This is a genomic window from Mesorhizobium sp. CCNWLY176 (genome assembly GCF_037153935.1).
Lineage (GTDB): Bacteria > Pseudomonadota > Alphaproteobacteria > Rhizobiales > Rhizobiaceae > Mesorhizobium_M > Mesorhizobium_M zhangyense.
The window spans coordinates 136,341-162,755 of record NZ_JBBBDZ010000001.1 but is presented as its reverse complement, the minus strand read 5'-3'; the positions used below and the strand labels follow the sequence as shown (position 1 = coordinate 162,755).

The following is a 26,415-nucleotide window of genomic DNA, read 5'->3' as shown; positions in this document are numbered from 1 at the left end:
CAAAAGTTTCTCCATGCGTCCGGTCACTCTCAACCGTCGCGATTGCCGTCCCAAAAGGCGGAGCCCGCTGTCTCCGCCAAACTTGCTCATCTGCATTCCACCCACCCAATGTACCTTGGTACGACTGCAGTCACCCACCAGTCGTCGACAAAGAAATTCCCTCCACCGGGAGAGTGTCCCAGTAGTTATTCAGCATCATCGATGTCTTGATCCTTCAGCCGTCCCGTCTTTACTTGCTGCCTTGGACAGGGCGGAACCTAATGGCCAGATCATCTGACCGTCAACATGGGGAAAGTCCGGATTCGCGACCATTATTGGGAGGTTTTCGCACCATTTCTGGGAGCATCCCGGATTCGCGTCAGCTCAGGGCATAACGCAAGGCGGATCGCGCGACGCGATCGCAGTTGGGAGCGGGAGCGTGCCTGGCAGCAGCTCAGATCAAAGATGGCAGCTTCACGCTAGAGTGAGATGACGTTTCCTTGAATCGTCATCTCACTCCAGGATATAGATTTTGAAGCATGATCTTGTCCGAAAAGTCTGCAACTTTTCGGGATCATGCTCTATCAAGCGTCGGGGCCGAAACATTTTTCATAGGCCGCATCGACGATGGCGAGCTTGACGGCCTGGGCGGTCATGTACTCGTTGAGGAAATCCTTTGATATCCACATCATTGAGCGGCCCCTGCGCCCCTTCCAACCAAGGCTGCCCAGCCGCTCGGCCTCTCGAAACTTACGATCGAGATGTGTCCTTGAGAGCTTCAGGAACTCCGCGAAATCGCCGATCGACAATACCCCTGTCGGAATGCGGTCAGCAGTAGCGTCAGCGGGATCAATTCCCCCGAACAGCCAATCCATCACCACCCCGCCATTGTTCAGCCAGGTGAAAAGAGAGAATGTCTGTTCCGGTTGCCGCACCTCAGGTGCGGACAGGAGGTTGTCGGCGATCAGAGGCTGGATGCATGAAAGCCCGTCCAGGTCGCTCCAGTAGGTCACACACCGCTGGCCGCCGTCCAGCCCGTCTAATGTCTTCAGATGAGTCACGATCCAGTTGTTGAGGACGACCAGCGCAGACTCTGACGGCATCACCGGACGTACGCGCTTGTCGCCGCTGTCGGGAGCAGGAACGATGATCTTGTAGTGCAGCAACTCCTTCAGGAACGTATCAGCAGTGTTGCGACTGGCGACGCCGTATTTCTCCACCAACTCGAAGATTCGCGCCGCGGTCGTCTCGGCGCGATGTTCCGGGCCCTCCCTTCTAAAGGCCAGCGAAAGGCCCGCATGGGCCATCAGCCACCGCTGCTGGGTTGCGAAGACAGAGCCCAGGCGTGGGTCTGTCTTGTAGCTTGCCAGCATAGTCTGCGCTTGCCGGCGTATGACCCCATGCAGCGCCGGATTAGCCAAAATCTGTTCTGCTGAAAGCCCGCTTCGCCTCGAAATCGATGCGTTCCCAAAACTCGCCAATTCTGTTCCGCTATCCATGCAACCACCTGACTGCAGCCCAGGCTTGGTGAACGTGGCACTGCAAAGATTCTGGAAGATCAGCCGCGAGATTAAAAATCCGCGGCGTGGGCGCGACGGGTAGCCGACACACCCAAAGAAAGTGAGATTGCTGCAATGGCGCCAGCGTGGCGCACAACCGACAAACGATATCGGCCCTACGCGCCGGGTTCCGCGCAAACACCATTAAACTCAACGTGGATTATCCCCGCGCTACCACTACCCAAAGTAGCAATCTCGACACGTCATCTCATGAAAGGGCGCAAGGTGTCCTGAAGGGGCAATGATGACATTCTGAAGTTTTTCTGATATTTGCACCGTCCCTAATATGGGGTGGGGATACAGTGCTCCGGTTTGCCGGCTTTGAGCTTGACCAGCAGCGTGCCGAGCTGCGTGGTCCCGATGGCGAGCCTATACGGCTGCGGCCGAAGCCTTTTGCCATGCTGCATTTGCTCGCCACCAATGCCCGGCGCGTCGTCAGCAAGCAGGAGCTGATGGAAGCGGTCTGGCCGAACATTCATGTCGGCGAAGACAGCCTGTTCCAGTGCATCCGCGAGATCCGCTCCGCCCTCGGAGACGATCAGCGACAACTGCTCAAGGTGATCTCCGGCCGAGGCTATCTGTTTGAGGCCGAGGTGTCGGGCAGGCCGAGCGCCATTTCGGACCAGAAAGAGCCGACGCTTGTCGTCGAGGACAGTGAAGGAATAACAGGCGCGGCTTCCGAGCCAGAGCCAGTCGGGCAAAGACAACGATATCGTTTCGGCCTGCGCAGTCCGGCGGCAGTCGCCACAGGGACAGCGCTTTGCGCCATCATCGGATTTGCCATCTGGATCCTAGCGCCAAACCTCTTGTTCAAGCGCGAAGCACCGACAATCGCGATGCTGCCGATAGTCGTCGCCAGTGACGATCGTCTGGCGACCGTAATCGCCAATAGTGTAACCGAACACCTCATCAACGGCCTGGCCAAGATCGACAATATCCGCGTGGTAGCGCCGCGATCGGGCGCACCGGCGGCCAACCCCTCACCAACGCCCTCTTCCACGCAATCGGACTTCGTATTGCAGGGCGAACTACAGAAAGGCCCGCAATCCTGGGTCTTGCAGGCGCGCGTGATCGAAGCTGCTACCGGCGAGGTCCAGTCGGTCGCCACAGCGTCGATAGACGTCAACGAGCCTGACGCACAATTGCTGCAATCGCGGCTTGCGGCAGGGGTCGGCGACACGCTGACGCGTCGCCTCAATGCGCTTCTGGAAGCTGGTACCACGGCTGGCGGCAACGCCAAAGTCGTCATCGAACAGGCGATGGCTTCCATCAACCAAACCTCGCGAGAACGTTTTCTGGCATCGCAAACGATGCTGGAAAACGCGCTTGCCGGCGAACCCGACAATATCGATCTGCAAGTCGCGCTTGCCGCACTTCAGACGCGCGGGATTCAGATGGTCTGGTACGGTCCGGTCGAGAATGCCGTGGCAGAGAGCAATGCCAGATCGCTGCTGGAGAGCGCATTGCAGGCCAGGCCGCGATACATTCCCGTGCTGGAAGCATACTGCCGCTTTCTCAGCGCAACCAACCACTTCATAGACAGCCTGGTCGCCTGCGCGGAGGTTCTGGATTTCGCGCCATGGAATGGATCGGCTCTTTACCAGTTGGGTCTCACGCAGATCCAACTGGGGCGCTTCGAGGACGCGCTGGCAACCTTCAAGCAGGCCGATCGGTTCGACACACCGGTGGTCTCGCGCTGGACCTGGCTGCTTGGCATAGGATGGGCCAACCTGCTACTGGGCCACAACGAAGAAGCGGTGCGCTGGCTGGAACGCTCGATCGCCATCACGCCGGCATCGGGGAGGCCCTACATGCTGTTGGCCTCGGCCTATCAGCGCCTCGGCCGACCTGGCGAGGCAAGCGCGGCCATGGCGAAAGCCCTGGAATTGCGGCCCGGTTCGACGGCACTCAACGTTGCATCACCGACCGATAATGTCAGCCCGATTTTTCTTGAGGCTAGCAAGCAACTCCAGCAGACGATGATCGAGGCCGGATTACCGGAACGCTAGAGCCACCTGGCCGCTAGGCCTCCGCGACAAACTCCGCCATCCGCCTGACCAGGAAATAACCAACGGTCGCTCCCGCATCCTGCAGGCCGATCGTCTTCTGCTGGAAGGCCGCCGCCTTGCCATGCTGCGCCAGCATGGACTCCGTCGCCTTAAGCGCCTGCTCGGCCGCGGCAGCCGCCGCAGCCAGCGCCTCGGCGAGCGGCGCGGCGCTTTCGGCCTGTGCCTCGAGGGCCACGGCAATCGGGTCAAGGACATCGAGCAATGTCTTGTCGCCGACCTTGGCCTTGCCGCGCTCGGCGACGCCATCACGAAAGGCGCGCCAGAAGGCGGCGACTTCAGTTGCCCCGAGTGCCTCCTTTCCGTCGACCGCCTTGCTTGCGCGTAAAAATCCGGTCGCGGTCAGGGTTCCCATCGTGGACGGCGCCGTGCGGGCCATGGTGGCGCCCGCGGTCCGAAGCAGCTTTGCGATACCCGCCACCTCGCCTTCCCCGTGGAGTGCCTCGGCAGCTGCGGCGAAAGACTTGCTCATGGTGATGCCGAGGTCGCTATCGCCGACCTTGCCGTCGAGCGCTATGAGAAACTCCCGCTGCTCGGCGAACAGCGTTTTCCATGCGTCGAAAAGCCGGATGATATCGGAAGGCGTGATCTTATCCATGATTGGCCTGCCTCAGTCCGCGACATGCTTGAAGAAGGGTGTATTCGCGGGTGCTGCGACCAGCCGGTCCAATTCCTCGTCGAGATGCAGGATCGAGACGGAAGCTCCGGCCATCTCCATGGAAGTGGCAAATTCGCCGACCCAGACGTGCTTCGCCTTGACGCCGCGCGCTTCCAGAAGCTGTGAGACACGACGGAAGAGGATGTAGAGCTCTTCCATCGGCGTGCCGCCGAGACCGTTGACGAGAACGGCTACGTCGTCACCGTTCCTGTAGTCCTGCTCGGCAAAGATACGCTCCATCATCTCGTCGATGACCTGATCGGCAGGGGCGAGCTTCTTGCGGATGATTCCGGGTTCGCCGTGAATGCCCATGCCGATCTCCATCTCGTCTTCGCCGATGGAAAAGGTCGCGTGGCCGATTTCCGGCACGACACAGCTGGAAAGGGCGACGCCCATGGTCCGGGTTCTCAGGCGCGCCTTGTCTGCCAGGCGGGTCACCTCGTCAAGCGACAGCCCCTCGGCTGCGGCGGCTCCCGCAGCCTTGTAGACGAAGAATATGCCGGCGACGCCACGGCGCTTGTGCTCTTCGCCGACGACGGAAGAGGCGACGTCGTCATTGCCGATGACCTGCTTGACCTGAATGCCGTCGAGATCGGCCAGTTCGGCGGCCATATCGAAATTGATGATGTCGCCGCTGTAATTGCCGAAGATGTAGAGAACGCCGGCACCCTGATCGATATGCTTGGTCACCTGGTACATCTGCTCGGCGCTGGGCGACTGGAAGACGCCACCGACCGCAGCGCCGTCGAGCATGCCGTCGCCGACATAGCCGAGGAACAATGGAAGATGGCCGGAGCCACCGCCGGTTGCGATCCCGACCTTGCCGGCCTTGAGCTTGCTGGTCACGAGGCAGCGCTTGTCGTCGGCCACATAGGTGACGGCTGGATGCGCCTTGTATATGCCCTCCAGCATCTCGTCGGCGAAATCGACCGGGTCGTTCAAAAACTTCTTCATAGGTTCCTCTTTGGGTAAGGGCTTATTTCTTGCGCTGGCGCGTGACGAAGAAGGCGGCGGCAAGCAGGATGAAGCTGCCCACGACCAGCCGCTGCCACGTGCTGGGAATACCGACCATGACCAGCACGCTGTTGATGACGACGATCAGAAGCACGCCGAGGATGGTGCCGAGCACCGTGCCGGTGCCGCCGGTTATCCGCGCACCGCCGAGCACGACCGCGGCAATCACGTTGATTTCCGTTCCTACCAGATCGAAGGGGTTGGCCTGCCGGTTTGCGCAGACATGGATAATGCCGGCAAGACCAGCCAGTGCACCGGCATAGCCGAACAGGAAGACGTGCACGGTGCGCAAATTGTAGCCGAGACGGCTTGCTATGTTGGCGTCGCCCCCGACCGCGAAGATCGCCCGCCCCATCAGCGTTCGGTTCAGAATCCACCAGGTCACGAGCGCCGCAATCGGCAGGATCAGGAAATAGACAGGCAGCGTGACGAGCGCGCCATTGGCGGATTCAAACTGGAAGAGCGGCATGCGGCCAAAGGCGCCCATCTGCGGCGGCAGCGACATGATCCACACCGTTCCGATGAAAGAAAGCAGGAAACCGCGGAACAGATATTGCGTGCCGATCGTGACGATCAGCGACGGAACCTTCAGGTGATGAACCAGCAGGCCATTGATGATGCCGAGAAGCGCACCGCCGGCGACTGCGATCAGCATGATTACCGCCATCGGCATGCCGGGGAAATGATTAAGCACCAGCACCGTCAGCGAATACATGGTGAAGGCGGCAATCGCCGTGAACGAGACGTCGATACCGCCGGCGGCCAATATGATGAAGACGCCGAGTGCGAAGAGCCCCATGACAACGCTTGCGCGGCCGATGTCGATGAGCGTCGAGGGCTGCAGGAAGGCAGGATTGACGATCGCGACGATCACGCAGATCGCGACCAGCAGCAGGAAAGTAATCGTTTCCGGCCTTCTGCGTACGAGGTCTCCCAGGCTGAAGGACCGGGATGTGTTTTCGGCGAGCCCGTCGATCCGTGAAGTGCTCATTGGACGGCCTCCAGTTCCGAGGTCAGCATGGCCTTGTAAACCTGGTCCTCGGTCGCCCGCTCTGCTTCGAATTCAGCGACGACACGGCCACTGTTCATGACCAGTATGCGATCGGCGTTCTGCAGCAACTCCGGCAGGTCGTCGCTGACGATGACAAGACCCATGCCGGCTTCGGCGAGAGACTGGATCGCACGATAGATCATGTCCTTGGAGCCGACGTCGACGCCAACCGTCGGACCGTGCAGCACGAGGAGTTTCGGCGCTATGCTGAGCCAGCGGCCGATCAGCACGCGCTGCTGGTTGCCTCCGGAAAGAGCCCCGACCGGCAGGTCGAGATCCTTCGTGTTGAGGCGCATCTCTTCGGAAAGGCGCGCGGCAATGGCACGGCCCTTGCTCTTGTCGATGATGCCGAACGCGTTGCTGAGTTTGGTCAGGATCAGCGCGATCTCGTTCTCGAAGATCGACTTGTCGAGGAAAAGCCCTTCGGCGAGACGATCCTCCGGAACATAGCCGATGCCGTGGCCAATCGCGTCCGCAGGGCGGCGGATCGCAACCTTGCGCCCATCAAGCGAGATGGTGCCGCCGCTGGCGGGCTCGATACCGGTGATGGCCATGGCAAGTTCGTTGCGGCCTGAATCCGCAAGCCCGGTGATCCCTAGGATTTCGCCCTTGCGGACCTTGAAGCTGATATCGTGCACGCCGGGCGCCACGAGGCCGGACGCTGCGAAGAGTTCGGCCTCCGCCGGCGTGCCCGTCCGGTAGCGTTCGGAACCGATCGACCGGCCGGTCATCAGCTCGGTGAGTTCCTTTTTGGTATATTGCTCGATCAACCCCTGGGCCACGCATTGGCCGTCGCGAAAAACGACGGCATGGCCGCCGATGCGGTAGCACTCATCGAGCTTGTGGGTCACGAACAGGACGGCGACGTTTTCAGAGCGGAGGCGCTCGACGACCTTAATGAGATTGTCGACCTCCCGCCGGGTGAGCGACGTTGTCGGTTCATCCATGATGACGAGCTTCGCCCGGGTGGCGATAGCGCGGGCGATGGCGACAAGCTGGCGCGTGGCAAGCGGCAGGTCGGAAACAGTGGTGCCAAGGAAAGCGCGGTCGGTCGGCAGGCTGACCATGGCAAGCGCCCTTTCGGCGGTCTGCCTGAGGCGGGAGCGGTCGAAGAGGCGGGCGAGGCGTCCATTCGCGCTGACGAGTTGCTCGTTCAGCGCAACGTTTTCGGCAACGGTCAGGTTAGGCAGGAGCGAGAGGTCCTGGTAGACGGTCTCGATACCTGCTGCCAGCGACTGGATCGGCGAAAGCGAAGAAAAGGTCTGGCCATCCAGCACGATCTCTCCATCGCTCGGCTCCAGCGCTCCGGACATGATCTTGATAACCGTGCTCTTGCCGCAGCCGTTCTCGCCCAGCAGGTGGTAGGCCTCGCCGAGGTCAAGCGTCAGGGATATGCCGCGAAGGGCATGCACACCACCGAACCGCTTGTGGATGTTCCTGAGCTCCAGGAACCGGCCGGAGGCTTGTTCGCTGTATTCTTTTGCCGACACGTCGGGATCCTTCGTGAATTGACAGCGCCACGCCATACGAGGCGCTGACGGCCGGAGTGCTTGTCGAAAGCACCCCGGCCGGCTTGGAAGAGCGACTAGAACAGGTAGTCCTTGTAGGTAGCCTTGTCGGCCAGGACCATACCATTGCCGATGATCAGCAGGCCCTCACCCGCACCCTTTTTCACCGCTACCTTGTTGTAGCCTTCGACACCGAGGTCCATGCCGTCCGTGAGTTCCTTCTTTTCGATAAGGAGCTTGGCGACAGCGTTCATGGCCATGCCGGCCTTCTGGGGATCCCAGAAGCCGATCGCCGTGATGGCACCGGTTTCGAGCAGGTCGGCCGAGGGGTTCGGCAGGCCGGTACCAACCAGGCAAATCTTGCCCGACAGGCCGGCTTCGTCGATCGCGCGGCCGACGCCGAGCACGTCATTGCCAGCGGAAGTCTGGAAGCCCTTGATGTCCGGATGCTTGCGCAGGATCTCCTTGGCCTTCTCATAGGTGCCGTTGGCATCGTCGAAGGATTCATTGTTCGGATCGACGAGCTGCATGCCGGAGTATTTCTTGGCGTTCTCCTCGCCAGCACCGACCCACTGCATGTGCGTACGGCTGCCGAGCGAACCGACGAAGGTCGTCCACTTGCCTTCGTTGTTCATGCATTTTGCGAGGCGTTCGTTGAGCGCTGCGCCATAGTCGGCATTGTCGAAGGCCTCGACGTCGGCCTGGGTATTGATCTGGTTGTCAGCCTCATGCGTCACCACCACGATGCCGCGCTCCATGGCACGCTTGAGCGTGCCTTCCAGAACGGCCGGATCCATCGGCACGACGGCAAGTGCGCTGACGCCCTTCGCAACGAGATCCTGGATGATCTGAAGCTGCTGCGCGGAATCGGCAGTTGCCGGACCGCTCTGGCTTGCGACGACATCCGGGTTCGCCTCGGCGAAAGCCTGGACGCCGGTGCTCATGCGGTCGAACCACGGAATGCCACTGATCTTCACCACAGTGGCGATGACAGGTTTATCTTGCGCCAGGAGCGTGCCGATCGAACCGGTAAGCATCGCTGCCGCAACCGCGGTGCCTGCCAGAAACTTCTTGGATAGCGTTTTCATTCTCTCCTCCACATTAGATCTCCCTCAGTTGTCTTGCTTCGGCGCGTGAGGGACAGGCACCGAAGAAACCGTTTGGCGAATGCCAGGGAACAGGAAGCCCGTGAGGTCGTATCGACCTACCGCCAGGAACGTCAGAAGCAGCAGGCCCCAGGCGAAGTCGCGCACGAAATTCGAGAGTCCGCCGAAGTTGAGAAGGCTGGACATCAGCTGCAGCGCCACCGCGCTCAGCACCACGCAGACCACCCGTCCGTAACCACCCTCGGGCTTCACGCCGGCCATGACGGCGATGAGGATCGCGATAAGCAGATATGAGCTGCCATAGTCGAACTTCACATTGACGTTGCGCGCAGCGATGATGATGCCTGCAAGTCCGGAAAGCAGGCCGCTGATCGCATAGGTTGCGACCAGAACGCCGGTCTTCGGGAAGCCGGCATAGACCGCGGCTTTAGGATTGGTGCCCATCAGCATCAACCACAGCCCATAGGGCGTAAACTTCAGGACAGCCGCAATCAGGCCAGCCACGATCACGAAGAGGAGGAAGCTGATCGGCACTGCGAGGAACATGTCGTTGCCGATGCTGGAAAGCAGTGCCGGACTGCCGACCATCACGGCCTTTCCGCCTGAGACGACGATCGCGAGCCCCATGAACGCCATCTGTGTGCCGAGCGTGCACAGGATGGGGGTGATGTTCAGCTTCGAGATCAGAAGACCGTTGATCACACCCCCGAGAAAGCCGATCGCCAATGCGCCGAAGATGAACGCCAGGCTGAAGGCCGTCTCGCTTTCCCCACTCGAAATGAAGGCCGAGACTATCACTGCCGAAAGGACGCCGGAGAGATTCGCAAGCGCAATGCCGGAAAGGTCGATACCGCCATTGCCCGCGCACATGGCAAGCATGACGCCGATCGCCAGCAGACCAATTTCCGGCAGTTGGCTCGCCATGGACTGGAGATTGAACAGCGAAAGAAAGGAGCCGCCGGAAATGGCGGCGCCAAGAACCAGCAGCAGGCCATTGATCGCAACGAGCATGACCAGCTGCCCGCCGGCTTTCTGCATGGTCTCCTCCCATGTTTAGTAAACAAGTGCGAGCTTTAGTAAAGAGTTAGCAAAGCAATTTAGCCAGCGCAAGCCCGTTATCGTTGAAACCTTCTTGTGAACGGGTCGGTTTTGGCCTACCTCTCGCGAGCCGGAGCGAATACGTTTACTAAACTTCCTCGCAGCCGCAGCATAAATTGGGGGCCATTCGGGTACGCATGAAGGGCAAGAAAACACGGACGATCCGGGACATTGCAGGTGCGGCAGGTGTATCGCCGGCCACGGTTTCGCTTGTCCTGAACGGAAAGGGCGACATTTCCGGCGTCACGCGGGCCCGTGTGCTCGAGGCGGTCGCAAGCCTCAACTACGTGCCGCGCGTATCGAAGAGCGGCTCGGAGCCGGGGGCGACGCTGCGCTTCCTGAAAATTGCCAAGCATGGCCATACCGTGAACCGGGATCACAGCGTTTTCATCTCCGATTACATCGACGGCATGTCGGCCGAGGCCACGCGGCGTAACTACACGCTCGAAGTCGTGAGCTTCGAGGGGCAGCCGATCAGCACCGTGGCGGAGTCGCTTGCCGGCGCGCCCATAGCCGGCGTCATTGCGCTTGGCACGGAACTCACCGAGGCCGACATCCGGCTGATCCAGGGGCTCGGCCTGCCGACCGTGTTCATCGACACGTTCTATCAGGTGGTCGACGCCAACTTCGTCGACATGAACAACGAGGATGCAGTGCACAAGGTGCTCGCCCGCTTTCAAAAGCAGGGTTACGAGCGCATCGGCTTCGTCGCCTCGCATGTCGACACGACCAATTTCCGGCTCAGGCGCGACGCCTTCTTCACCAACATGGCGCGGCTCGGCCTCAAGGTGCGCGAGGCTGACGTGCTATCGGTGGAGTCGACCTATGACGGCGCCTATGTCGATACCCGCGCGTTGCTCGAGGACGGCCTTGACCTTGCCGAATGCTATTTCTGCACCAACGACATTATTGCCTACGGTTTCATTCGGGCACTCAAGGAGCACGGCGTCGCGATCCCCGACGACCTCTCGATCATCGGCTTCGACAATCTGCCGCAAAGCGCGACCATGGAGCCCGGGCTGTCGACGATCGAAGTCTCCAAGCGCAAGATAGGCTATCTCGCCGTGACGATGCTCGACGACCTGATCAGCGCCGCAGAGCCACAGCCACCGGTGAAAATCCTGGTCGGCGCCGATCTGGTGCTGCGTGCAAGCCACGAGCGGGGCGCGACCCATCCCATCGGCCGCCGCGCCCCGAAAATTGCGGCAAAGCTGCCTGCGGACTGAGGTCCAGGCGGCGGAACGAGGAGGCGTTCCCATACCGCAGATCGCATTCATCCACACCACAGCCGATCTAGCCACGCGCTTGCGCCCACTCGCGGCGGAAAGCCCTGCCCGGCTGAACCATCACGACAGACGACAATCAAACTATTCTCGGGAGTCAGAACCATGGAATACAGGACGCTGGGACGCTCGGGCCTCAAGGTCTCGGCCATTGCGATGGGCACCTTCTCGTTCGGCGGCGTCGGGGGTTTTTCCAAGGTCGCCAGCCAGGGCGTGAATGAGGCCAGGCGGCTTGTCGACACTTGCATCGAAGGCGGCGTGAACCTCTTCGATACCGCCAACATGTATTCGCTGGGCCGTTCGGAGGAGATCCTCGGGGAAGCACTGGGAGAAAAACGCAACCGCGTTCTCATTTCGTCCAAGGCACGCATGCGCATCGGCGACGGGCCGAATGACGAGGGCGTCTCGCGCTACCATCTGATACGCGAATGCGAACTGAGCCTGAAGCGGCTCCGGACCGACCACATCGACATCTATTTCATGCATGAATGGGATGGGCTGACGCCGGTAGACGAAATGCTCTCGGCGCTCGATACATTGATGCAGCAAGGCAAGATCCGCTACATCGGCTGCTCGAACTATTCGGGCTGGCACATCATGAAGGCGCTGGGCGCGTCTGAAGCAAAGAACCTGCCGCGCTTCGTTACCCAGCAAATCCACTACACGCTCGAGGCGCGCGAGGCGGAATACGAACTCCTGCCGATCTCGGTGGACCAGGGTCTCGGCGTCATGGTCTGGAGCCCGCTGGCCGCAGGCTTGCTTTCGGGCGCCTTCGGCCGCAACAGGACGCCCGCCGACTCGCGCCAGGCCGCCGGCTGGACCGAACCACCGATCCGCGATGAGGAGCGGCTCTGGACGATTGTCGACGTATTGGAAGAGATCGCCAGAGATCGTGGCGTGTCGGTTGCCCAGGTCTCGCTTGCCTGGACGCTCTCGCGTCCGGCAATCTCCAGCCTCGTGGTCGGTGGCCTGAGCGAACAGCAGTTCAAGGAGAATATCGCAGCCGTCGACCTGAAGCTCGGTGAAGAGGAACTCAAAAGGCTCAATCTGGCGAGCCGCCCTGCCTACATCTATCCGTACTGGCACCAGCACAACTTCGCCCGAGATCGCTTCTGCCAAGGCGACTGGGCGCTCCATGCAAGTTATGAGGATGTTGGAATGGTTTGACCGGGCGGCTGGTGCGCGCCGGAAGAGCCCGCGCCAGCGACGATGAGGTCATACTTCCGCTGCCACGGGTGTTGGCTCCACTCCTCGATCAATCATGCGGCCGCTGGTGGTCGCTTTCACTGACGCCGACCAGGCTCGGCAGACCGTTCGGAGTGCCCTGCGAATCTGGTCTTTCCTTTTGCTAGCGAGCCCGAAACTTTCCGCCCTGAGCGGCAAATCAAAAAGCTCAAGCTGCTCAAGCGGCAGATGCAAGGCGGCGAAAAACTCTCACTGTTAGAAGCCCGCGGCATCGGAACACCTTCAACATCATCAAATGCGTCAGAGCCCTTATTCCACGCCGAAACACAGGTTCGGCGGAGCTCTCGTTTCGATGGCAGGAAACCGACGCTGGACGGATTGCGATATGTATAGGCATAATGCTTCAGGTACAGACATTCTGCTTAAATGGTAGGCAAAATTCAGCAAATATTTTCCCGTTACCACAACTAAATAGGAAAAATCGACTATCAGATGTCGCATTTTCCTTATAATTTACTAGTGCACTTGGGATTTTATCATCTGCAGGCAACCCTTCCAACTCCTCGGAGACAGTCATGATTTTCAACTTACTGAAAGCCGCCGGGCTCGGCGCCCTGGCCTCTCTCGCCATCACGTCTTCGAGCTTCGCGGACGCCGTCAAGATCGGCAGCAAGAACTTTACCGAACAGTTCGTCGTCGCTGAAATCTATGCCCAGGCACTCGAGAAGGCTGGCATCGAGGTCGAGCGTCGCCTCAACCTCGGCGCAACGCTTATCGCGCATGGCGCGCTGACCAATGGCGACATCGATCTCTATCCCGAATACACCGGCACAGCACTTGCCGCGGTGGTCAAGGGCGACCTGTCCGGCAGTGCCGACAAGATCTACGGCGAGGTCAAGGACTACTACGAAAAGAACCTCAAGCTGACGCTGCTCGATCCGACCAAGATCAACAACGGCTACGCCATCATCCTGCTTCCCGAGACGGCGGAAAAGTACAAGCTGAAGACGCTGACCGACCTTGGACCGGCATCCAAAGACCTCACCTTCGGCGCTGAAGGCACGTTCGGTGAACGCAAGGACGGGCTGCCGGGACTGGAAAAGGTCTATGGGATCAAGTTCAAGGAGTTCGTCAAATTCGCCAAGCTCGGCATCCGCTACAGCGCGCTGACCAGCAAGCAGATCGACGTCTCCTTCGGCTTCACCACCGACTGGCAGATCGCCGACAGCAAGCTGGCCGTGCTCGATGACGACAAGGCGCTTTTCCCGCCCTACTACCTCGTTCCGGTCGTGCGGCAGGATGCGCTGGAAAAGAACCCCAAGATCGCCGAGGTGCTGAACAAGATCAGCCCGCTTCTCAACAATGAGAACATGCGCGAACTGAATGCCGCCGTGGAACGCGACCGCAAGGAGCCTGCCGAAGTTGCGACCGAATTTCTGGCAGCCAACGGCATCTGAAGACTTCCGGGCCATGGCGAGATAGGATTCCCGCCGGCCAAATCATCAGACCCGGGCGCGATGACGGCCTATCCGTCTCCATCGCGCCCGGTTTTCATCAGCGGGCGGACTTGTGACCTGGGCACCTAAGCACATACCCGAAATACTGGCGGCGGCAGGGCAGCATCTCGTGCTTTCGCTGCTTTCGGTGCTTATCGGCGGCATCATCGCGGTGGCGCTGGGCATCGTGTGCGCGCGCCGGCCGCGGCTCTATGCGTTTGCCCTTACGATTACCGGCATTATCTTCGTCATTCCGAGCCTTGCGCTGTTTGCGCTGATGATCCCGTTCCTGGGACTTGGTATGAAGCCGGCCCTGGTTGGGCTTTCGTCCTATTGCCTGCTCATTCTGCTGCGCAATGTGGTGACGGGCCTGCGTGGCGTTCCCGAAGACATTCTCGATGCCGCCGACGGCATGGGCTATGGGCCGTGGCAGCGGCTCATCCGCATCGAACTGCCTTTGGCGCTGCCTTTGATCCTCTCGGGCATCCGCATCGCACTCGTCACCGTCATCGGCATTGCGACGGTGGCAGCCTTCATCGATGCTGGTGGCTTGGGCACCATCATCCTGATGGGAATAGACCAGAATTATCCCGAAAAGATCCTCGTCGGCGGGCTCCTGACGGCATTCATCGCGACCTTCTTCGATGTCCTGCTGAGTCGGACCGAGAAGGCTATCGTTCGCTGGCGGGGCGACTGACGATGATCCAGCAGGCTTTCAACTGGGTCCTGGAGCATCCGGACGAATTCAATCGCGCGCTTTGGCAGCACCTGTTGATGTCGGGCGCGTCAATGGCCTTTGCCTTGTGCATCGGCATCCCGCTGGCGATCGTCATACTCGGCCGCGAGAGGCTGGCCTTCATCGCGATCAATACGGTCAACGCGATCCGCACCCTGCCGAGCCTGGCTATCCTGGCAATCATGATGCCGCTGCTTGGCATCGGCCTCTGGCCGTCGATCGTCGCGCTGACCTTCCTCGCCTTGCCGCCGATCCTGCTCAATGCGCACGTCGGCCTGCGCAATGTCGATGCCGACGCAGTCGAGGCGGCGATCGGCATGGGCATGAGCCGCTGGCAATTGCTGCGGCGAATCCAGGTTCCGCTTGCAGCCCCCGCGATGTTTGCCGGCGCGCGCACAGCCGCCGTGCAGGTGCTGGCCGGCGCAACGCTCGCGCCATTCATCGGCGGCGGCGGTCTTGGCGACTTCATCGCCGTCGGTGTCGCCGGGATGGACATGTCGCGGCTGCTTGTCGGCGCCGTCCCGATCGCGTTGCTGGCGCTCGCGACCGAATTCCTGCTCGGCCGCACCGAGAAAGTCCTGTTCGGAGAAAGAACGGCCGCATGATCACGATGGAACACGTCACCAAACGCTATGGCGAAGGCGCGGCCGCTTCCGTCGACGATCTCAGCATCGAGATCCCCGAGGGCGTGACCGTGGCGCTGGTCGGGCCGTCCGGTTGCGGCAAGACCACGACAATGCGGATGATCAACCGCCTGATCGACCCGACAGAAGGGCGGATCGTCGTCAATGGCGCCGATGTCCGTTCCGTCGATCCGGTGATCTTCCGCCGTCATATCGGCTACGTCATCCAGCAGGTCGGCCTGTTCCCGCATATGACGATCGCGCAGAATGTCGGCGCGGTGCCGAAGCTGCTTGGCTGGTCCGCCGACAGGATAGCAAAACGCAACGACGAACTGATGCAACTGGTAGGCCTCGACCCGGAAATGCTGCGCCGCTATCCACGCCAGCTTTCCGGCGGCCAGCGCCAGCGCGTCGGCGTTGCGCGTGCGCTCGCGGCCGACCCGCCGGTGCTTCTGATGGACGAACCCTTCGGCGCCATCGACCCGATCGCCCGCGCGCGACTGCAGGAAGAGTTCCGGCAGATCCTGCGCCGCGTCAGGAAGACCGTCGTCCTCGTCACCCACGATCTCGATGAGGCGATCAGGCTTGGCGACAGGCTGGCGATCATGCGCGACGGCAAGATCGTGCAGTATGATACGCCCGATGCCATCCTCTCGCATCCGGCAGATGAATTCGTGGAGAACTTCGTCGGCGTCGACCGCGCCTTGAAGCGGCTCAGCCTGTTTACCGTCGAGACGGCCATGACCAAAGGTGCACCGAAGGGCAAAGCCGGCAAGGTTGCAGCGGGCACGAACCTGCGCGATGCGCTGGCGCTGATGGCGGCGGACAACAGCGAGGTGCTGGCGGTGACCGACGCCTCGGGCGCCGTGCTCGGACAGCTGAAACGCGACGCGATCTTCGCGGTCTGAGCCGGAATTCGGGAGGAGGAACAAGCGCCGATGAGCCGCGAACGGACAATGCATCTCGGTATTTCTTTCTCCCCCGGAAGCGGTTCTGCCGCAGCCGCCGGACTGGATTTCGGCCTGCTCGCGCAACTGGTCCGAAAGGCCGAGGCGAACGCGCTCGACATGGTGGTGTTTGCCGATGCCGCGCCCTTCGAGGCTACGACGCTGGTGGCGGCGCTCGCCACGGTGACCAGCAGGATCGGGCTAGTTGCCGCAGCGTCGACAGTCGCGCATCAGCCCTACAATCTCGCGCGCCGTTTTGCCTCGCTCGACGTCATCAGCCATGGCCGCGCCGGCTGGAAAGTCTCCATGGCGCAAAACCTGCTCGAGGCGCCGAATTTCAGCCGCTCGGACGGTTTTTCTCCCGACGACTTTCGCCGGCGGACAGAGGAATACATCGATATCGTCCGGGGCCTGTGGAAAGGCTGGGACACTGATGCGCTGCTCTTCGACAAGGCGGGCGGGCGTTTCCACGATCCAGAAAGAATGCACCTGCTCGATCACAAGGGCGAATTCTTTTCAGTCCGCGGGCCTCTGAATGTCGCGCGGTCTCCGCAGGATACGCCCGCGCTGGTGATGTCCAGCCTGTCGGCGTCGGACTTGGGCATTGCCGCCCGCACGGCCGATGTCGTGCTGACGGACGAAGTATCACCCGAAAGCGCCAAGCTGTTCCATGACGATCTGACTGCCCGCGCCGCAGCATGCCGACGCGAGCCCGATGCGGTGAAGATATTCGTCACGCTGGAGCCGTCAGCCACGCCGGCCGAAACCGCCGACCGGCTCGAAGCGCAATTCCGGACGGGCGACTGTGACGGCTTCAACATCGTCCTGCCGCCGCAGGTTGCCGCTCTCGACGATTTCGTCGGCCATGTCCTGCCGGAGCTGCGGCAGCGCGGGCTCGCCCGGCACGACTATGCCGGCGCTACGTTGCGCGCAAATCTTGGCCTTGCCGGGGGAGGCGCATCATGACAGCCGATCGCAGGCAGATGAAACTCGGCGCCTTTCTGTGGGCGACCGGACATCACATCGCCGCGTGGCGTCACCCCAAGTCGCATATCATGGCTGGCATAGACATCGATCATTACATCCAGCTTGCACGCACGGCGGAGGCCGCCAAATTCGATCTCATCTTCTGCGAGGATGCCGCCGGCCTGCGCGAGGCCAATGTCGCGATCGCCAGCCAGACCTCGCGCTCGATCGGCTTCGAACCCATCAGCCTGCTCGCAGCCCTTGCAGCCCAGACCAGCCATATCGGTCTCGTCGCAACGGCCTCGACCAGCTACAACGAACCCTACGGTCTGGCCCGCACCTTCTCCTCGCTCGACCAGATCAGCGGCGGCCGCTCCGGCTGGAATCTCGTAACATCGGCCAGCCACATAGAAGCGGCGAATTTCGGCTCGACCGGCCTGCGCCCGCATTCCGACCGTTATGAACGCGCTCGCGAATTCGCAACCGTGGTTGCCGGCCTGTGGCATGGTGACGGTAATGCGCTCAACCATGACGGCCGGAATTTTTCGGTGCGTGACCCGCTGGACCTGCCGCGCTCGCCGCAGGGAGCGCCGGTGATGGTGCAGGCCGGGGCCTCGGATGAAGGCCGCGATCTCGCCGCCCGCACCGCCGATGTGGTGTTCACCGCCGCACAGACCTTCGAGGAGGCGAAGGCCTTCTACGACGATCTCAAGACGCGTCTGGTTGCCTGCGGGCGCGAACCGGACGACATCAAGATCATGCCCGGCGTCGCGCCCGTGGTGGCGGCAACCGAAGCGGAGGCCCGCGCCAAGGTTGACGAGTTGCAGGAGCTGATCCCCGACGATGTCGGCGTGGCGCTCCTGTCCAGCTATCTCAGCACCGACCTGTCGGGCTATCCTGTCGACGGCCCGCTGCCTGAGCTACCGGCCACCGAGGGAATGCAGAGCCGGCAAGCCCTTGTCGTCGAACAGTCGCGCCGCGACAATCTCTCGATAAGGGATCTGGCGCGCCACTTTGCCGGCACACGCGGGCACTGGCGCGTGGTTGGAACACCGGCCCAGATCGCGGATGAGCTCCAGGCACGGTTTGAAGGCGGCGCGGCCGATGGCTTTAATGTCATGCCGTCCTACTTCCCCGGAGAGCTGGATGCCTTCGCCACGCTCGTCGTGCCGGAATTGCAGCGCCGCGGCCTGTTTCGGCTGGACTACGACGGACGCACGCTGCGTGAACATCTTGGCCTGAAAAAACCGGTACGGAAATAATGACAAGTTCCACGAGTATTGCTTCTCTCTCGAGCGCTATCGCCGGCGAAATCCTCGAAAAGCGCACCTTCGACCGGCATGTCGGCTCGATCGGCACCGATCTCGGCCTAGCCTATGAGGTGCAGCACGAAGTCGTGCAGCAGCTTCATGCAATCAAACCGAACCGTAAGATCGGCGGTTACAAGATCGCCTTCAACAAGGCGTCGTCGCTGCAATATTATGGGCTCAACGAGCCTTGTATCGCACCGGTTTTCGCCGACCTGATCGTGCCGAGCGGCGCGATGCTCGATGGCGCCAATTACCGCGACCTTATCATCGAACCGGAACTCATCCTCACCCTTTCGCGCGATCTGCCGGCAAGGCAATGCAGTCGCGACGAAATCCTGGCCAGTCTGGAACTCGTGCGGCCCGGCTTCGAATTGTTGGACCCGCGCAATGCTTTCGCGCTCGACCCGACTGCGGCGCAAGCGGTGGCTCAGGGCATATACAATGTCGGCGCGGTCATCGGCGGTCCGGGCATCGCGATCGAAAGTCTCGATCTGGCGACGCTGACGACAAGCGTATCAATCGACGGGAAAGTAGTCGCCGAGGCAACGGGTGCTGCGCCGCAGGACCCGTTGGAGGTTGTCGCCTGGATGACGCGCGTTTTGGCCGACAGAGGTGAACAGCTGCGGGCCGGAATGTCGGTCCTGTGTGGAACGCATCTGCCGACCCGCTCCGTCGCCGCGCCCTCCGAGGTCTCCGTCTCCATGACCAGCGTCGGACACGCGTCGTTCAGGTTGCGGTAGTCCGCGGCGATATATTCCCGGCTGGGGTGACGCGAGCCGCGATGCCGGGTTCGATTTTTCAAGGAGTGCCCATGCAGCCGATCTACCTGACCTACCTGAACCGGCACGATATCGAGGCGGCAGCACTTTCGGACGCCGAAATACTGGCGGCCATCGAGGCGAGCCTTGGCATGCAGGGACGCGGCGAAACGGTGATCGAGCCTCGCGTGCATCTGGAGCCGAAGGCCGGCGTCGAGGGCCACTTCAACGTCCTGCGCGGCTGGATCGGCGGCGAGATCGATGCGGCGGGTGTGAAGGTGGTCGGCGATTTCGTCGACAACTACAAGCAGGGCCTGCCGTCGGAATTCGGGATCTTGAACCTGTTCGATCCGCGCACCGGCATGCCCACCGCCATCATGGATGCCAGCGGCATCACCGACATGCGCACCGGAGCGGTGACTGCGGTCGGTGCCAAATACCTCGCCCGCAAGGGATCGAAGACGCTCGGTCACATCGGTGCACGCGGCACGGCCTATTGGAACGTCAGACTGCTGGACAGCCTGTTCGATTTCGAAACGATCCGCGTCCATTCGCGCCGGCCCGAAAGCCGCAACGCCTTTGCCGAGAAGCTCAGCCGCGACCTCGGCAAGGAGGTCATCGCCACCGACGACTGGCGCTCCTGCGTCGAGGACGCGGATATCGTGGTGGAGGCCTCACGGCTCAGCGCGCCGCAACCCATGCTGAAGACCGAATGGATCAAGCCGGGCGCATTCGTCGTGCCTTATGGCACGATGAGCGCGGTGGAGCTTTCGCTGACCGATATCATGTCCAAGATGGTCGTCGACGATTGGGGTCAGTGCAAGGGTGGCAAGTTCGGGTCGCTGCGCGCTCATGTCGAGGCAGGCAAACTGTCGGAAGCGACGCTCCATGCCGAACTCGGGCAGATCGTGGCCGGTCTCAAGCCCGGGCGCGAGAAAGATGCCGAGACCATCCTGTTCTGGCATCGCGGCCTGTCGCTGTCCGATATCGCGCTCGGCCATGCCATTTTGAAGAAAGCCGCCGGTATGGGCGCCGGCCACAGGTTGCGCTACGCATGAGCGTGCCCGATTTCCATCTTGGCGCCCGCCCGCTGAGCATCGCGGATGTGGTGAACGCCGCGCACACGCCGCTGCGGGTCGTGCTGAGCCCAGAAATCCGCGCCCGCATGCAGGCTTCGCGCGCGGTGGTCGACGATCATCTGGCGCGCAATATCCCGGTCTACGGGCTCAACACGGGTCTTGGCGGCAATGTCGGGCATCGCATCACGCAGGACGAGATACCGGCGTTTCAGGAGCAGATGGTGCGCGGCCGCATCGCCGGTGTCGGCGACCCGCTGCCCATCGAGACCTGCCGGGCCGCTCTGTTCTGCCGCATCGCCACGCTGGCGCAGGGTGGAGCCGGAGTGTCGCCGCATGTCCATGATCTGATGATCGCGATGCTGGAGCGGGACGTCGTTCCGGTCATTCCATCGCGCGGGTCGCTCGGCACCGGCGATCTGGTCCTCATGATGAGTGTCGCTGCGGTGCTGATCGGGCGAGGTCGCGCCTATTTCCGCGGGAGAGTCCTTTCCGGCGCGGAAGCCTTGAAAGCGGCTGGGCTCGCGCCGGTCAAACTCGGCTCCAAGGATGGCCTCGCCGTCGGCAATGCCTCGTCTGTCACCTGCGCCATGGCAGCCCTTTCCCTCGAGGCGGTGCGCGCGCTGTTGACTGTCCATATCGCGACAGCCGCCTTTGCCTGCGAAGGCTATGCCGCCAATGCGCTGATCTTCCACCCGCGCCTGGTGGCGGCGCGACCGGCCAACGGCCAGCAACAGGCGGCAACGCTGTTCCGCAAAGCCATGGAAGGCAGCAGCCAGACGCAGGCTGCGGCCTCGCGGCAGATACAGGACGCCATCTCCTTCCGCACGCTGCCGCAAATAACTGGAACGGTCCTCGGTGCTTTCGAGGCCGCGCGCGATGCCGTCGAAATCGAGCTGAATGCGGTTGCGGATAATCCGCTGGTTCTGCCTGAAACCGGCGAGATCCATTCCTCCGCCAATTTCCACACGCCCTCCATAGCGCTGGCGTTCGACACACTGGCCATCGCGCTTGTGCATCTCGCCACCGCCTCGGCGCAGCGGTCGATCAAGCTGATGACCGGGCGGCTTTCAGGTTTGCCGAACTATCTGTCGCCGGTCGGCGGCGCGGCCGCCGGTTTCGTTCCCATGCAGAAGTCTATCGCGGCACTCCACGCGGAAATCCGGCTGAAGGCGCAGCCCGCCAGTCTAGATGCAATCGTCGTTTCCGACACCGTCGAGGACCTCGCGCCGCAGACCACTCTCACCATCCGCAAACTCGACGAGCAGATCGAACTTGTCCGCTGGCTGGTCTCGATCGAGGCGCTTCTGTCAGCTCAGGCTTGCGACCTGCGCGTGGCGGCGGAACCGGAACGCAAACTCGGAGATGCCGGCAGTCTCCTTCACAAGATGGTGCGCGCGGTGGCGGCAGAACTGGTGGAAGACCACGAGACCGGCCCCGATGCCGCAGCGGTCCATGACATGCTGTGGAAGAGGGATACGATAAAGGCGATCGACGCCCTGTTTTCCGGCATTCCCTCAATCATATCCGCGTAAGCGGGAAAACTTAGGCGATCTGCGCCGAGATGCCCAACGAGACATAGCCTCTATTGACAACATGCAATGCGTTTGATTGAAGTGGTCTTACCACTGTCATTCCAGTTGAATGTGACCCATGCTTGCTCAAAGTGAAGACCTGTCCGGCGCTGAGAAGGTATTTGCCTTCTTCCGTAATGCGCTGCTCGACGGGACCCTAAAAACAGGAGAGCGATTGCTGGGCGAGCGTGAACTGGCGCTCAAATTGGGAGTGTCCCGTCCCATGCTGCGCGAGGCCCTGCGCTCGCTGTCCATGCTGGGTTTCCTCGATATTCAGCATGGCCGCGGCGCTTTCGTGCGCCACGCGGACATCTCCGTGCTTTCGGATTTTTTCACTTTCAGTCTGGCGCAGCAGCCCGACATTCTCGATGACGTAATGCAGGCGCGCATCGCCATCGAATGCCAGGCAATCAGGCTTGCATGCGACCGGGCGAGCGAGACCGATCTCAAGGGTATCGGCTCCAAGCTGACCCGACTGATGGACACGCTGCATGACCCTGCCGAGGGCGGCGCGGCTGACTTCGCTTTCCACCAGGCGATAGTCGACGCCAGCCACAGCGAGGCTCTGAACACGCTCTACCGCGCGATTGGCGACCTCCTGCGCCGCAGCCACATACAGCGCCGCGAGGTGACTGCCTCCGAGCCCGGCATCATCGACTACCTGGTCGACGCACACCGCGAGGTCTTCCTGTCCATCGTCGACAGGGACCCTGATGCAGCCGACCGGAAGCTTCGTGAGCATTTCGCCATCGGCGACGCATTCCGTCGTCGCAGCCTGATCTCGGCCTTCTCGAGGAGGCCGCCGACTTAACCAAAAGCATGAAACCAATGGGAGGAGTTACAACATGCTGCACAACAGAATTCTAAGTGTATTGGCTGGCGTGACCATCGCGCTCGCCGCCACGACCGCCACGCAAGCCGCCGAATTACGTTATGCCCATGTCGGCGCGGAAGGCGATATCCAGACGGTATATGCCGCGCAGGCGGCACAGGGCATTGCGGCCGCCACCAACGGCGACGTCACCGTTACCGTCTATCCGGCCAGCCAGCTCGGCGGTGTGGCCGAGATGGTGGACGGTGTCCGCATAGGCTCCATATCGATGGGCCATCATGACTTCGCTTCGCTAGCCCGCCTCGTACCTGAGGTGGCGGTTTTCAACGCACCGTTTATCTATCGCGACGGCGCGCATGCGCTTGCGGCAACCGATCCGGACACATCGCCTGCGCTCCAGGCGATAAACGAGAAACTTGTGGCGCAGGGTATCCGCATCATAGGCCGCATCTATCGCGGCGACCGGCACATCTCTTCGAACTTCGCCGTCAAGACGCCGGAAGATCTCGCCGGCAGGCCTTTCAGGGCCGTGCCGCTCGAGCTTTGGGTCTCCATGGTCAAGGGTTTCGGCGCCATTCCGACCCCCGTTGAGGTCGCGGAACTGCCGACTGCGCTGATGACGGGTGTGGTCGTCGGCCAGGAGAACCCACTGACCATGATCGCTTCCAACAACCTCAATGAGGTCCAATCGCATCTGTCCATGACAGGCCATATGCGTGCCGTGCTTGCCGTCTTCGTCAATGAGGATGTCTGGCAAGGACTTGGCGAGGAACAGCGCGCAGCCATCACGAAGGTTCTCGATGATGAGGCCGAAAAGTCACTGAAGATGGCAACCGAGTCCGAGGCCAAGCTGGTCGAAGATCTCAAGGGCCGCGGCATGACCGTCATCACCGAAGCAGACGGCCTCGACGTAGCCGCCTTTCGTGAAAAGGTCGGCGCGCAGATCAGCCAGGACTTTCCAAACTTCACGCCGCTCATCGAACAGATCGCAACGGTCAAGTAACACGGTCGCACCGCAAGGACGCGGCTCCTCGCCGCGTCCTGCCTGCCGTTTTCAGAAATCTTGGGAGATACGAGATGCGCGTGCCAGAACGTATCCTGACGGTCATCGTTGTTGCCGTCATGGCGGGGCTGATAATCGTTCCGACCGCTCAGGTCATCATGCGCGGGGTGTTTACGCTGCCCTTCATCGGCGCTGAGGAACTGACGCGCTTTCTGCTCATTTGCCTTGTTTTCCTCGCCTATCCGCTGGTGATCGAGCACGGCGAGAACATCGTAATGGGAGAATTCAAGGCGGCGATGCCCAGAAAGCTGCGTGCGGTGGTGAACTTCACGATCTCCATCAGCGCTGTTGCGATCACCGGTTTCATCGCCTGGGTGACTGCGGCAAATATTTCCAGGAACCTCGCAAACGCGACGCCAACACTGGGCATCCCCTTCTGGATATTCCTGGGCGCGACACTGTTCGGCTTCGCAGGAGCCGCTCTGGTCCACCTCGTCCATCTGCGGAAACCACCGCAGGCCGACACGAACATCGCGATCTGAGGACGATTGACATGGGCTTTCTCGTCGTCATCGCCTTTCTCGCGCTTTTCATGCTAGGCTTCCCCGTTGTCTACGCCATTCTGTTGCCCTCGATCGCCTACATCCTCATCGAAGGGCTGCCGCTGGGACTGCTGGCCCAACGCATCACCTATGCGCTCGACTCCTTTCCGCTAGTCGCCGTCCCCCTCTTCATCTTCGTCGGCAACCTGATGAACCTCTCGGGCATAACGGATCGTATCTTCCGTTTCGCCTACACGCTGGTCGGGCGGGTGCCGGGCGGTCTTGCCCAGGTGAACGTCTTCGGAAGCCTCGTCTTCTCCGGCATGTCCGGTGCGGCACTTGCCGATATCGGCGGGCTCGGCCGTATCGAGATCGACGCCATGAAGAAACGCGGTTTCGATCCGTCCTTTGCCGGTGCGGTAACCGCAGCCTCCGCCACGCTGGGACCGATCTTCCCGCCTTCGATCCCGCTTATCGTTTATGGCTCGGTCACAAGCGTATCGATCGTCCAGCTTCTCGTCGCAGGTATCATGCCGGCTATCGCCTGCACGATATTGCTTATGCTCACCGTGCTGATCGTGGCTGTCCGGCACGGTCATCCCCGCGCCGAACGCTGGCCAACCGTCGGCGAGGTCGTGGCCGCACTCCTGCCGGCGCTTCCGGCAATCGTCGCTCCGGTCCTCATGGTGGCGGGAATGACGGCCGGAGCCTTTACGCCCACCGAAGCTGCCGCGATCACGGCAGTTTATGTCATCTTCATCAGCGGCGCCTTCTACCGGGAATTGACGCTCGCGCATCTCTGGAACTCGGCTGTTCTGACAGCCCGCAGTTCCAGCGCGATCCTGATCATCGTAGCCTCGGCTGCACTTTTCGGCTGGATTCTCGCCGTCGAACAGGTGCCTCAGGTTTTTGCAGCCACCTTGCTCGACTGGTCGAAGGACCCGTTGATGCTGCTCATCATCGCAAACCTGATCTTCTTCATTGCCGGGATGTTCCTGGACTCGACAACGGCGACCCTGCTCCTGGTGCCGATCATCGCACCGCCATTGGTTCTCGCAGGCGTCGATCCGGTCCAGCTTGGTATCGTGACGATCTTCAATCTGATGATCGGCCTGCTGACGCCGCCCATGGGCCTCTCGCTGTTCCTTGTCTCGGACATCGCGAAAGTGTCCATAAAACAGCTGCTGAAAGCCCTTCTGCCCTTCTACATTCCGCTGCTGACCACGCTTGCCATCCTGACCTTCGCCAAGGATTTCACGCTGTGGCTGCCGCGCATGATCGCTCAATAATCCCAATCCGTGGAGATATCCCCTATGCGCATCGTCATCGGCTCGGACCACGCCGGCTTTGCCCTCAAGGCCACCATCGTCGACCATATCAAGTCGCTCGGCCACGAGGTTCACGACGCCGGCTCATACGACCCGAACCCCGTCGACTTCCCCGATATCGCCAAGATGGTCACATCCTCTATAAATGAGGGAAAGGCCGACCGCGGGGTCATGGTTTGCGGCACCGGCGTCGGCGCGTCGATCGCTGCAAACAAAGTCAAGGGCATCCGCGCTGCCGTCTGCCACGACGTCCATTCAGCACACCAGTCGGTCGAGCACGATGACGTCAACGTCATGTGTATCGGCGCGCAGATCGTTGGCGCCTGGCTCGCCAAGGATCTGGTCACCGCATATTTGCAAGCGGAATTCTCGACAGACGAGGATTTCCGCCGGCGAGTACGCAAGCTAGCCGAAATGGATGAAGCTCGGAAGTGACGGCCTTCAAGCAGCCCTCGCCCTTCCTAAACGATGCGGCGGAATTGAAAACAACGCCGCCGCATGGGACCACCTAGTTGGCTGGCGCGTGGTTGATCCCCGCATCGGTCCATAATCGCGCGGGCGAGGATCACCGCCCCTACCATCGCCGCCCAGCTTCCGATTGCAGCACAGCGCCTGTCGGCCGCGCGCACCCCTGGAAGCGCCTCACTGATACCCTGAGTATCCGATTGACTCAAAAACATACGAACCATATATGGTTCGTATGTTCACTAAATATCA

General features: G+C 61.3%; 24 protein-coding genes and 1 pseudogene. 17 read left to right on the top strand and 8 right to left on the bottom strand.

Translation table 11 applies throughout. From position 1 onward, the window contains the following. Positions 1 to 563: 563 nt before the first annotated feature. Positions 564 to 1,478 carry a hypothetical protein gene (locus WBQ96_RS00775; protein WP_336547099.1) on the bottom strand — a complete coding sequence of 305 codons (915 nt, stop codon included), beginning with the start codon at positions 1,476 to 1,478 and terminating at the stop codon, positions 564 to 566. Between the two features lie 362 nt (positions 1,479 to 1,840). Here WBQ96_RS00775 and WBQ96_RS00770 point away from each other — a divergent pair, with 362 nt between their 5' ends. Beyond that, positions 1,841 to 3,547 (top strand): winged helix-turn-helix domain-containing protein, encoded by a 1,707-nt coding sequence (locus WBQ96_RS00770; protein ID WP_336547101.1) that lies wholly within the window; start codon positions 1,841 to 1,843, stop codon positions 3,545 to 3,547. Between the two features lie 13 nt (positions 3,548 to 3,560). Here WBQ96_RS00770 and WBQ96_RS00765 read toward each other — a convergent pair whose 3' ends face one another. From WBQ96_RS00765 to WBQ96_RS00740, 6 genes are read right to left on the bottom strand one after another with little or no spacing between them, the layout of a single operon-like run. Then, positions 3,561 to 4,202: a dihydroxyacetone kinase family protein gene (locus tag WBQ96_RS00765; protein ID WP_336547103.1), complete on the bottom strand. Its 642-nt coding sequence runs from the start codon at positions 4,200 to 4,202 to the stop codon at positions 3,561 to 3,563. Between the two features lie 12 nt (positions 4,203 to 4,214). After that, positions 4,215 to 5,216: a dihydroxyacetone kinase subunit DhaK gene (locus tag WBQ96_RS00760; protein ID WP_336547105.1), complete on the bottom strand. Its 1,002-nt coding sequence runs from the start codon at positions 5,214 to 5,216 to the stop codon at positions 4,215 to 4,217. A 22-nt stretch (positions 5,217 to 5,238) separates the two neighbouring features. Next, entirely contained in the window at positions 5,239 to 6,267 is a 1,029-nt protein-coding gene (locus WBQ96_RS00755) for an ABC transporter permease (protein WP_336547107.1), read from the bottom strand. Next, positions 6,264 to 7,853, bottom strand: a complete 1,590-nt coding sequence (locus WBQ96_RS00750; RefSeq protein ID WP_442920787.1) for a sugar ABC transporter ATP-binding protein — start codon at positions 7,851 to 7,853, stop codon at positions 6,264 to 6,266. The genes WBQ96_RS00755 and WBQ96_RS00750 overlap by 4 nt, the downstream gene beginning before the upstream one ends. Before the next feature lie 59 nt (positions 7,854 to 7,912). Beyond that, entirely contained in the window at positions 7,913 to 8,923 is a 1,011-nt protein-coding gene (locus WBQ96_RS00745) for a substrate-binding domain-containing protein (protein ID WP_165117554.1), read from the bottom strand. A gap of 24 nt (positions 8,924 to 8,947) precedes the next feature. After that, positions 8,948 to 9,979 carry an ABC transporter permease gene (locus WBQ96_RS00740; RefSeq protein WP_165117556.1) on the bottom strand — a complete coding sequence of 344 codons (1,032 nt, stop codon included), beginning with the start codon at positions 9,977 to 9,979 and terminating at the stop codon, positions 8,948 to 8,950. 197 nt (positions 9,980 to 10,176) lie between these two features. Here WBQ96_RS00740 and WBQ96_RS00735 point away from each other — a divergent pair, with 197 nt between their 5' ends. From WBQ96_RS00735 to rpiB, 16 genes are all read left to right on the top strand, one after another. Continuing rightward, positions 10,177 to 11,265: a LacI family DNA-binding transcriptional regulator gene (locus WBQ96_RS00735; protein ID WP_336547110.1), complete on the top strand. Its 1,089-nt coding sequence runs from the start codon at positions 10,177 to 10,179 to the stop codon at positions 11,263 to 11,265. 162 nt (positions 11,266 to 11,427) lie between these two features. Next, positions 11,428 to 12,489: an aldo/keto reductase gene (locus WBQ96_RS00730; protein WP_336547111.1), complete on the top strand. Its 1,062-nt coding sequence runs from the start codon at positions 11,428 to 11,430 to the stop codon at positions 12,487 to 12,489. 593 nt (positions 12,490 to 13,082) lie between these two features. Next, a complete protein-coding gene (locus WBQ96_RS00725) occupies positions 13,083 to 13,964 on the top strand; it encodes a glycine betaine ABC transporter substrate-binding protein (RefSeq protein ID WP_165117562.1) in 882 nt (293 codons plus the stop codon). Positions 13,965 to 14,076: 112 nt separating this feature from the next. Next, on the top strand, positions 14,077 to 14,700 hold the full coding sequence (locus WBQ96_RS00720; protein ID WP_336547113.1) for an ABC transporter permease: 624 nt from the start codon (positions 14,077 to 14,079) through the stop codon (positions 14,698 to 14,700). A gap of 2 nt (positions 14,701 to 14,702) precedes the next feature. After that, positions 14,703 to 15,344, top strand: a complete 642-nt coding sequence (locus WBQ96_RS00715) for an ABC transporter permease (RefSeq protein ID WP_336547115.1) — start codon at positions 14,703 to 14,705, stop codon at positions 15,342 to 15,344. Then, complete coding sequence (locus WBQ96_RS00710) at positions 15,341 to 16,270, top strand: ABC transporter ATP-binding protein (protein ID WP_336547116.1); 930 nt, start codon at positions 15,341 to 15,343, stop codon at positions 16,268 to 16,270. Before WBQ96_RS00715 ends, WBQ96_RS00710 begins: the two co-directional genes overlap by 4 nt. Positions 16,271 to 16,300: 30 nt before the next feature. Further along, positions 16,301 to 17,275, top strand: coding sequence for an LLM class flavin-dependent oxidoreductase (locus tag WBQ96_RS00705; RefSeq protein WP_442920788.1), 975 nt, complete (start codon positions 16,301 to 16,303; stop codon positions 17,273 to 17,275). Next, complete coding sequence (locus tag WBQ96_RS00700) at positions 17,272 to 18,537, top strand: LLM class flavin-dependent oxidoreductase (protein WP_336547117.1); 1,266 nt, start codon at positions 17,272 to 17,274, stop codon at positions 18,535 to 18,537. The genes WBQ96_RS00705 and WBQ96_RS00700 overlap by 4 nt, the downstream gene beginning before the upstream one ends. Further along, positions 18,537 to 19,325, top strand: coding sequence for a 2-keto-4-pentenoate hydratase (locus WBQ96_RS00695; RefSeq protein ID WP_336547118.1), 789 nt, complete (start codon positions 18,537 to 18,539; stop codon positions 19,323 to 19,325). The genes WBQ96_RS00700 and WBQ96_RS00695 overlap by 1 nt, the downstream gene beginning before the upstream one ends. A gap of 71 nt (positions 19,326 to 19,396) precedes the next feature. Further along, positions 19,397 to 20,401, top strand: a complete 1,005-nt coding sequence (locus WBQ96_RS00690) for an ornithine cyclodeaminase family protein (protein ID WP_165117574.1) — start codon at positions 19,397 to 19,399, stop codon at positions 20,399 to 20,401. Next, complete coding sequence (locus tag WBQ96_RS00685) at positions 20,398 to 21,954, top strand: HAL/PAL/TAL family ammonia-lyase (protein ID WP_165117577.1); 1,557 nt, start codon at positions 20,398 to 20,400, stop codon at positions 21,952 to 21,954. The genes WBQ96_RS00690 and WBQ96_RS00685 overlap by 4 nt, the downstream gene beginning before the upstream one ends. Before the next feature lie 118 nt (positions 21,955 to 22,072). Continuing rightward, positions 22,073 to 22,804: a FadR/GntR family transcriptional regulator gene (locus tag WBQ96_RS00680; protein WP_336547122.1), complete on the top strand. Its 732-nt coding sequence runs from the start codon at positions 22,073 to 22,075 to the stop codon at positions 22,802 to 22,804. Positions 22,805 to 22,838: 34 nt separating this feature from the next. Next, on the top strand, positions 22,839 to 23,828 hold the full coding sequence (locus tag WBQ96_RS00675) for a TRAP transporter substrate-binding protein (RefSeq protein WP_336547124.1): 990 nt from the start codon (positions 22,839 to 22,841) through the stop codon (positions 23,826 to 23,828). A gap of 74 nt (positions 23,829 to 23,902) precedes the next feature. Then, entirely contained in the window at positions 23,903 to 24,370 is a 468-nt protein-coding gene (locus tag WBQ96_RS00670) for a TRAP transporter small permease (RefSeq protein WP_336547126.1), read from the top strand. A gap of 11 nt (positions 24,371 to 24,381) precedes the next feature. Then, positions 24,382 to 25,659 carry a TRAP transporter large permease gene (locus tag WBQ96_RS00665; protein WP_336547128.1) on the top strand — a complete coding sequence of 426 codons (1,278 nt, stop codon included), beginning with the start codon at positions 24,382 to 24,384 and terminating at the stop codon, positions 25,657 to 25,659. Between the two features lie 24 nt (positions 25,660 to 25,683). Next, positions 25,684 to 26,133: a ribose 5-phosphate isomerase B gene (gene rpiB / locus WBQ96_RS00660; protein ID WP_336547130.1), complete on the top strand. Its 450-nt coding sequence runs from the start codon at positions 25,684 to 25,686 to the stop codon at positions 26,131 to 26,133. 26 nt (positions 26,134 to 26,159) lie between these two features. Here rpiB and WBQ96_RS00655 read toward each other — a convergent pair. After that, positions 26,160 to 26,348, bottom strand: a pseudogene (locus tag WBQ96_RS00655) (hypothetical protein); the annotation flags it as partial. Positions 26,349 to 26,415 lie beyond the last annotated feature (67 nt).

Coding starts and splice junctions, on each gene's coding strand:
- WBQ96_RS00775 (WP_336547099.1), bottom strand. CDS start 1,478: ATGGATAGCGGAACAGAATTGGCGAGTTTTGGGAACGCATCGATTTCG.
- WBQ96_RS00765 (WP_336547103.1), bottom strand. CDS start 4,202: ATGGATAAGATCACGCCTTCCGATATCATCCGGCTTTTCGACGCATGG.
- WBQ96_RS00760 (WP_336547105.1), bottom strand. CDS start 5,216: ATGAAGAAGTTTTTGAACGACCCGGTCGATTTCGCCGACGAGATGCTG.
- WBQ96_RS00755 (WP_336547107.1), bottom strand. CDS start 6,267: ATGAGCACTTCACGGATCGACGGGCTCGCCGAAAACACATCCCGGTCC.
- WBQ96_RS00750 (WP_442920787.1), bottom strand. CDS start 7,853: ATGGCGTGGCGCTGTCAATTCACGAAGGATCCCGACGTGTCGGCAAAA.
- WBQ96_RS00745 (WP_165117554.1), bottom strand. CDS start 8,923: ATGAAAACGCTATCCAAGAAGTTTCTGGCAGGCACCGCGGTTGCGGCA.
- WBQ96_RS00740 (WP_165117556.1), bottom strand. CDS start 9,979: ATGCAGAAAGCCGGCGGGCAGCTGGTCATGCTCGTTGCGATCAATGGC.
- WBQ96_RS00735 (WP_336547110.1), top strand. CDS start 10,177: ATGAAGGGCAAGAAAACACGGACGATCCGGGACATTGCAGGTGCGGCA.
- WBQ96_RS00730 (WP_336547111.1), top strand. CDS start 11,428: ATGGAATACAGGACGCTGGGACGCTCGGGCCTCAAGGTCTCGGCCATT.
- WBQ96_RS00725 (WP_165117562.1), top strand. CDS start 13,083: ATGATTTTCAACTTACTGAAAGCCGCCGGGCTCGGCGCCCTGGCCTCT.
- WBQ96_RS00715 (WP_336547115.1), top strand. CDS start 14,703: ATGATCCAGCAGGCTTTCAACTGGGTCCTGGAGCATCCGGACGAATTC.
- WBQ96_RS00710 (WP_336547116.1), top strand. CDS start 15,341: ATGATCACGATGGAACACGTCACCAAACGCTATGGCGAAGGCGCGGCC.
- WBQ96_RS00705 (WP_442920788.1), top strand. CDS start 16,301: ATGAGCCGCGAACGGACAATGCATCTCGGTATTTCTTTCTCCCCCGGA.
- WBQ96_RS00700 (WP_336547117.1), top strand. CDS start 17,272: ATGACAGCCGATCGCAGGCAGATGAAACTCGGCGCCTTTCTGTGGGCG.
- WBQ96_RS00695 (WP_336547118.1), top strand. CDS start 18,537: ATGACAAGTTCCACGAGTATTGCTTCTCTCTCGAGCGCTATCGCCGGC.
- WBQ96_RS00690 (WP_165117574.1), top strand. CDS start 19,397: ATGCAGCCGATCTACCTGACCTACCTGAACCGGCACGATATCGAGGCG.
- WBQ96_RS00685 (WP_165117577.1), top strand. CDS start 20,398: ATGAGCGTGCCCGATTTCCATCTTGGCGCCCGCCCGCTGAGCATCGCG.
- WBQ96_RS00680 (WP_336547122.1), top strand. CDS start 22,073: ATGCTTGCTCAAAGTGAAGACCTGTCCGGCGCTGAGAAGGTATTTGCC.
- WBQ96_RS00675 (WP_336547124.1), top strand. CDS start 22,839: ATGCTGCACAACAGAATTCTAAGTGTATTGGCTGGCGTGACCATCGCG.
- WBQ96_RS00670 (WP_336547126.1), top strand. CDS start 23,903: ATGCGCGTGCCAGAACGTATCCTGACGGTCATCGTTGTTGCCGTCATG.
- WBQ96_RS00665 (WP_336547128.1), top strand. CDS start 24,382: ATGGGCTTTCTCGTCGTCATCGCCTTTCTCGCGCTTTTCATGCTAGGC.
- rpiB (WP_336547130.1), top strand. CDS start 25,684: ATGCGCATCGTCATCGGCTCGGACCACGCCGGCTTTGCCCTCAAGGCC.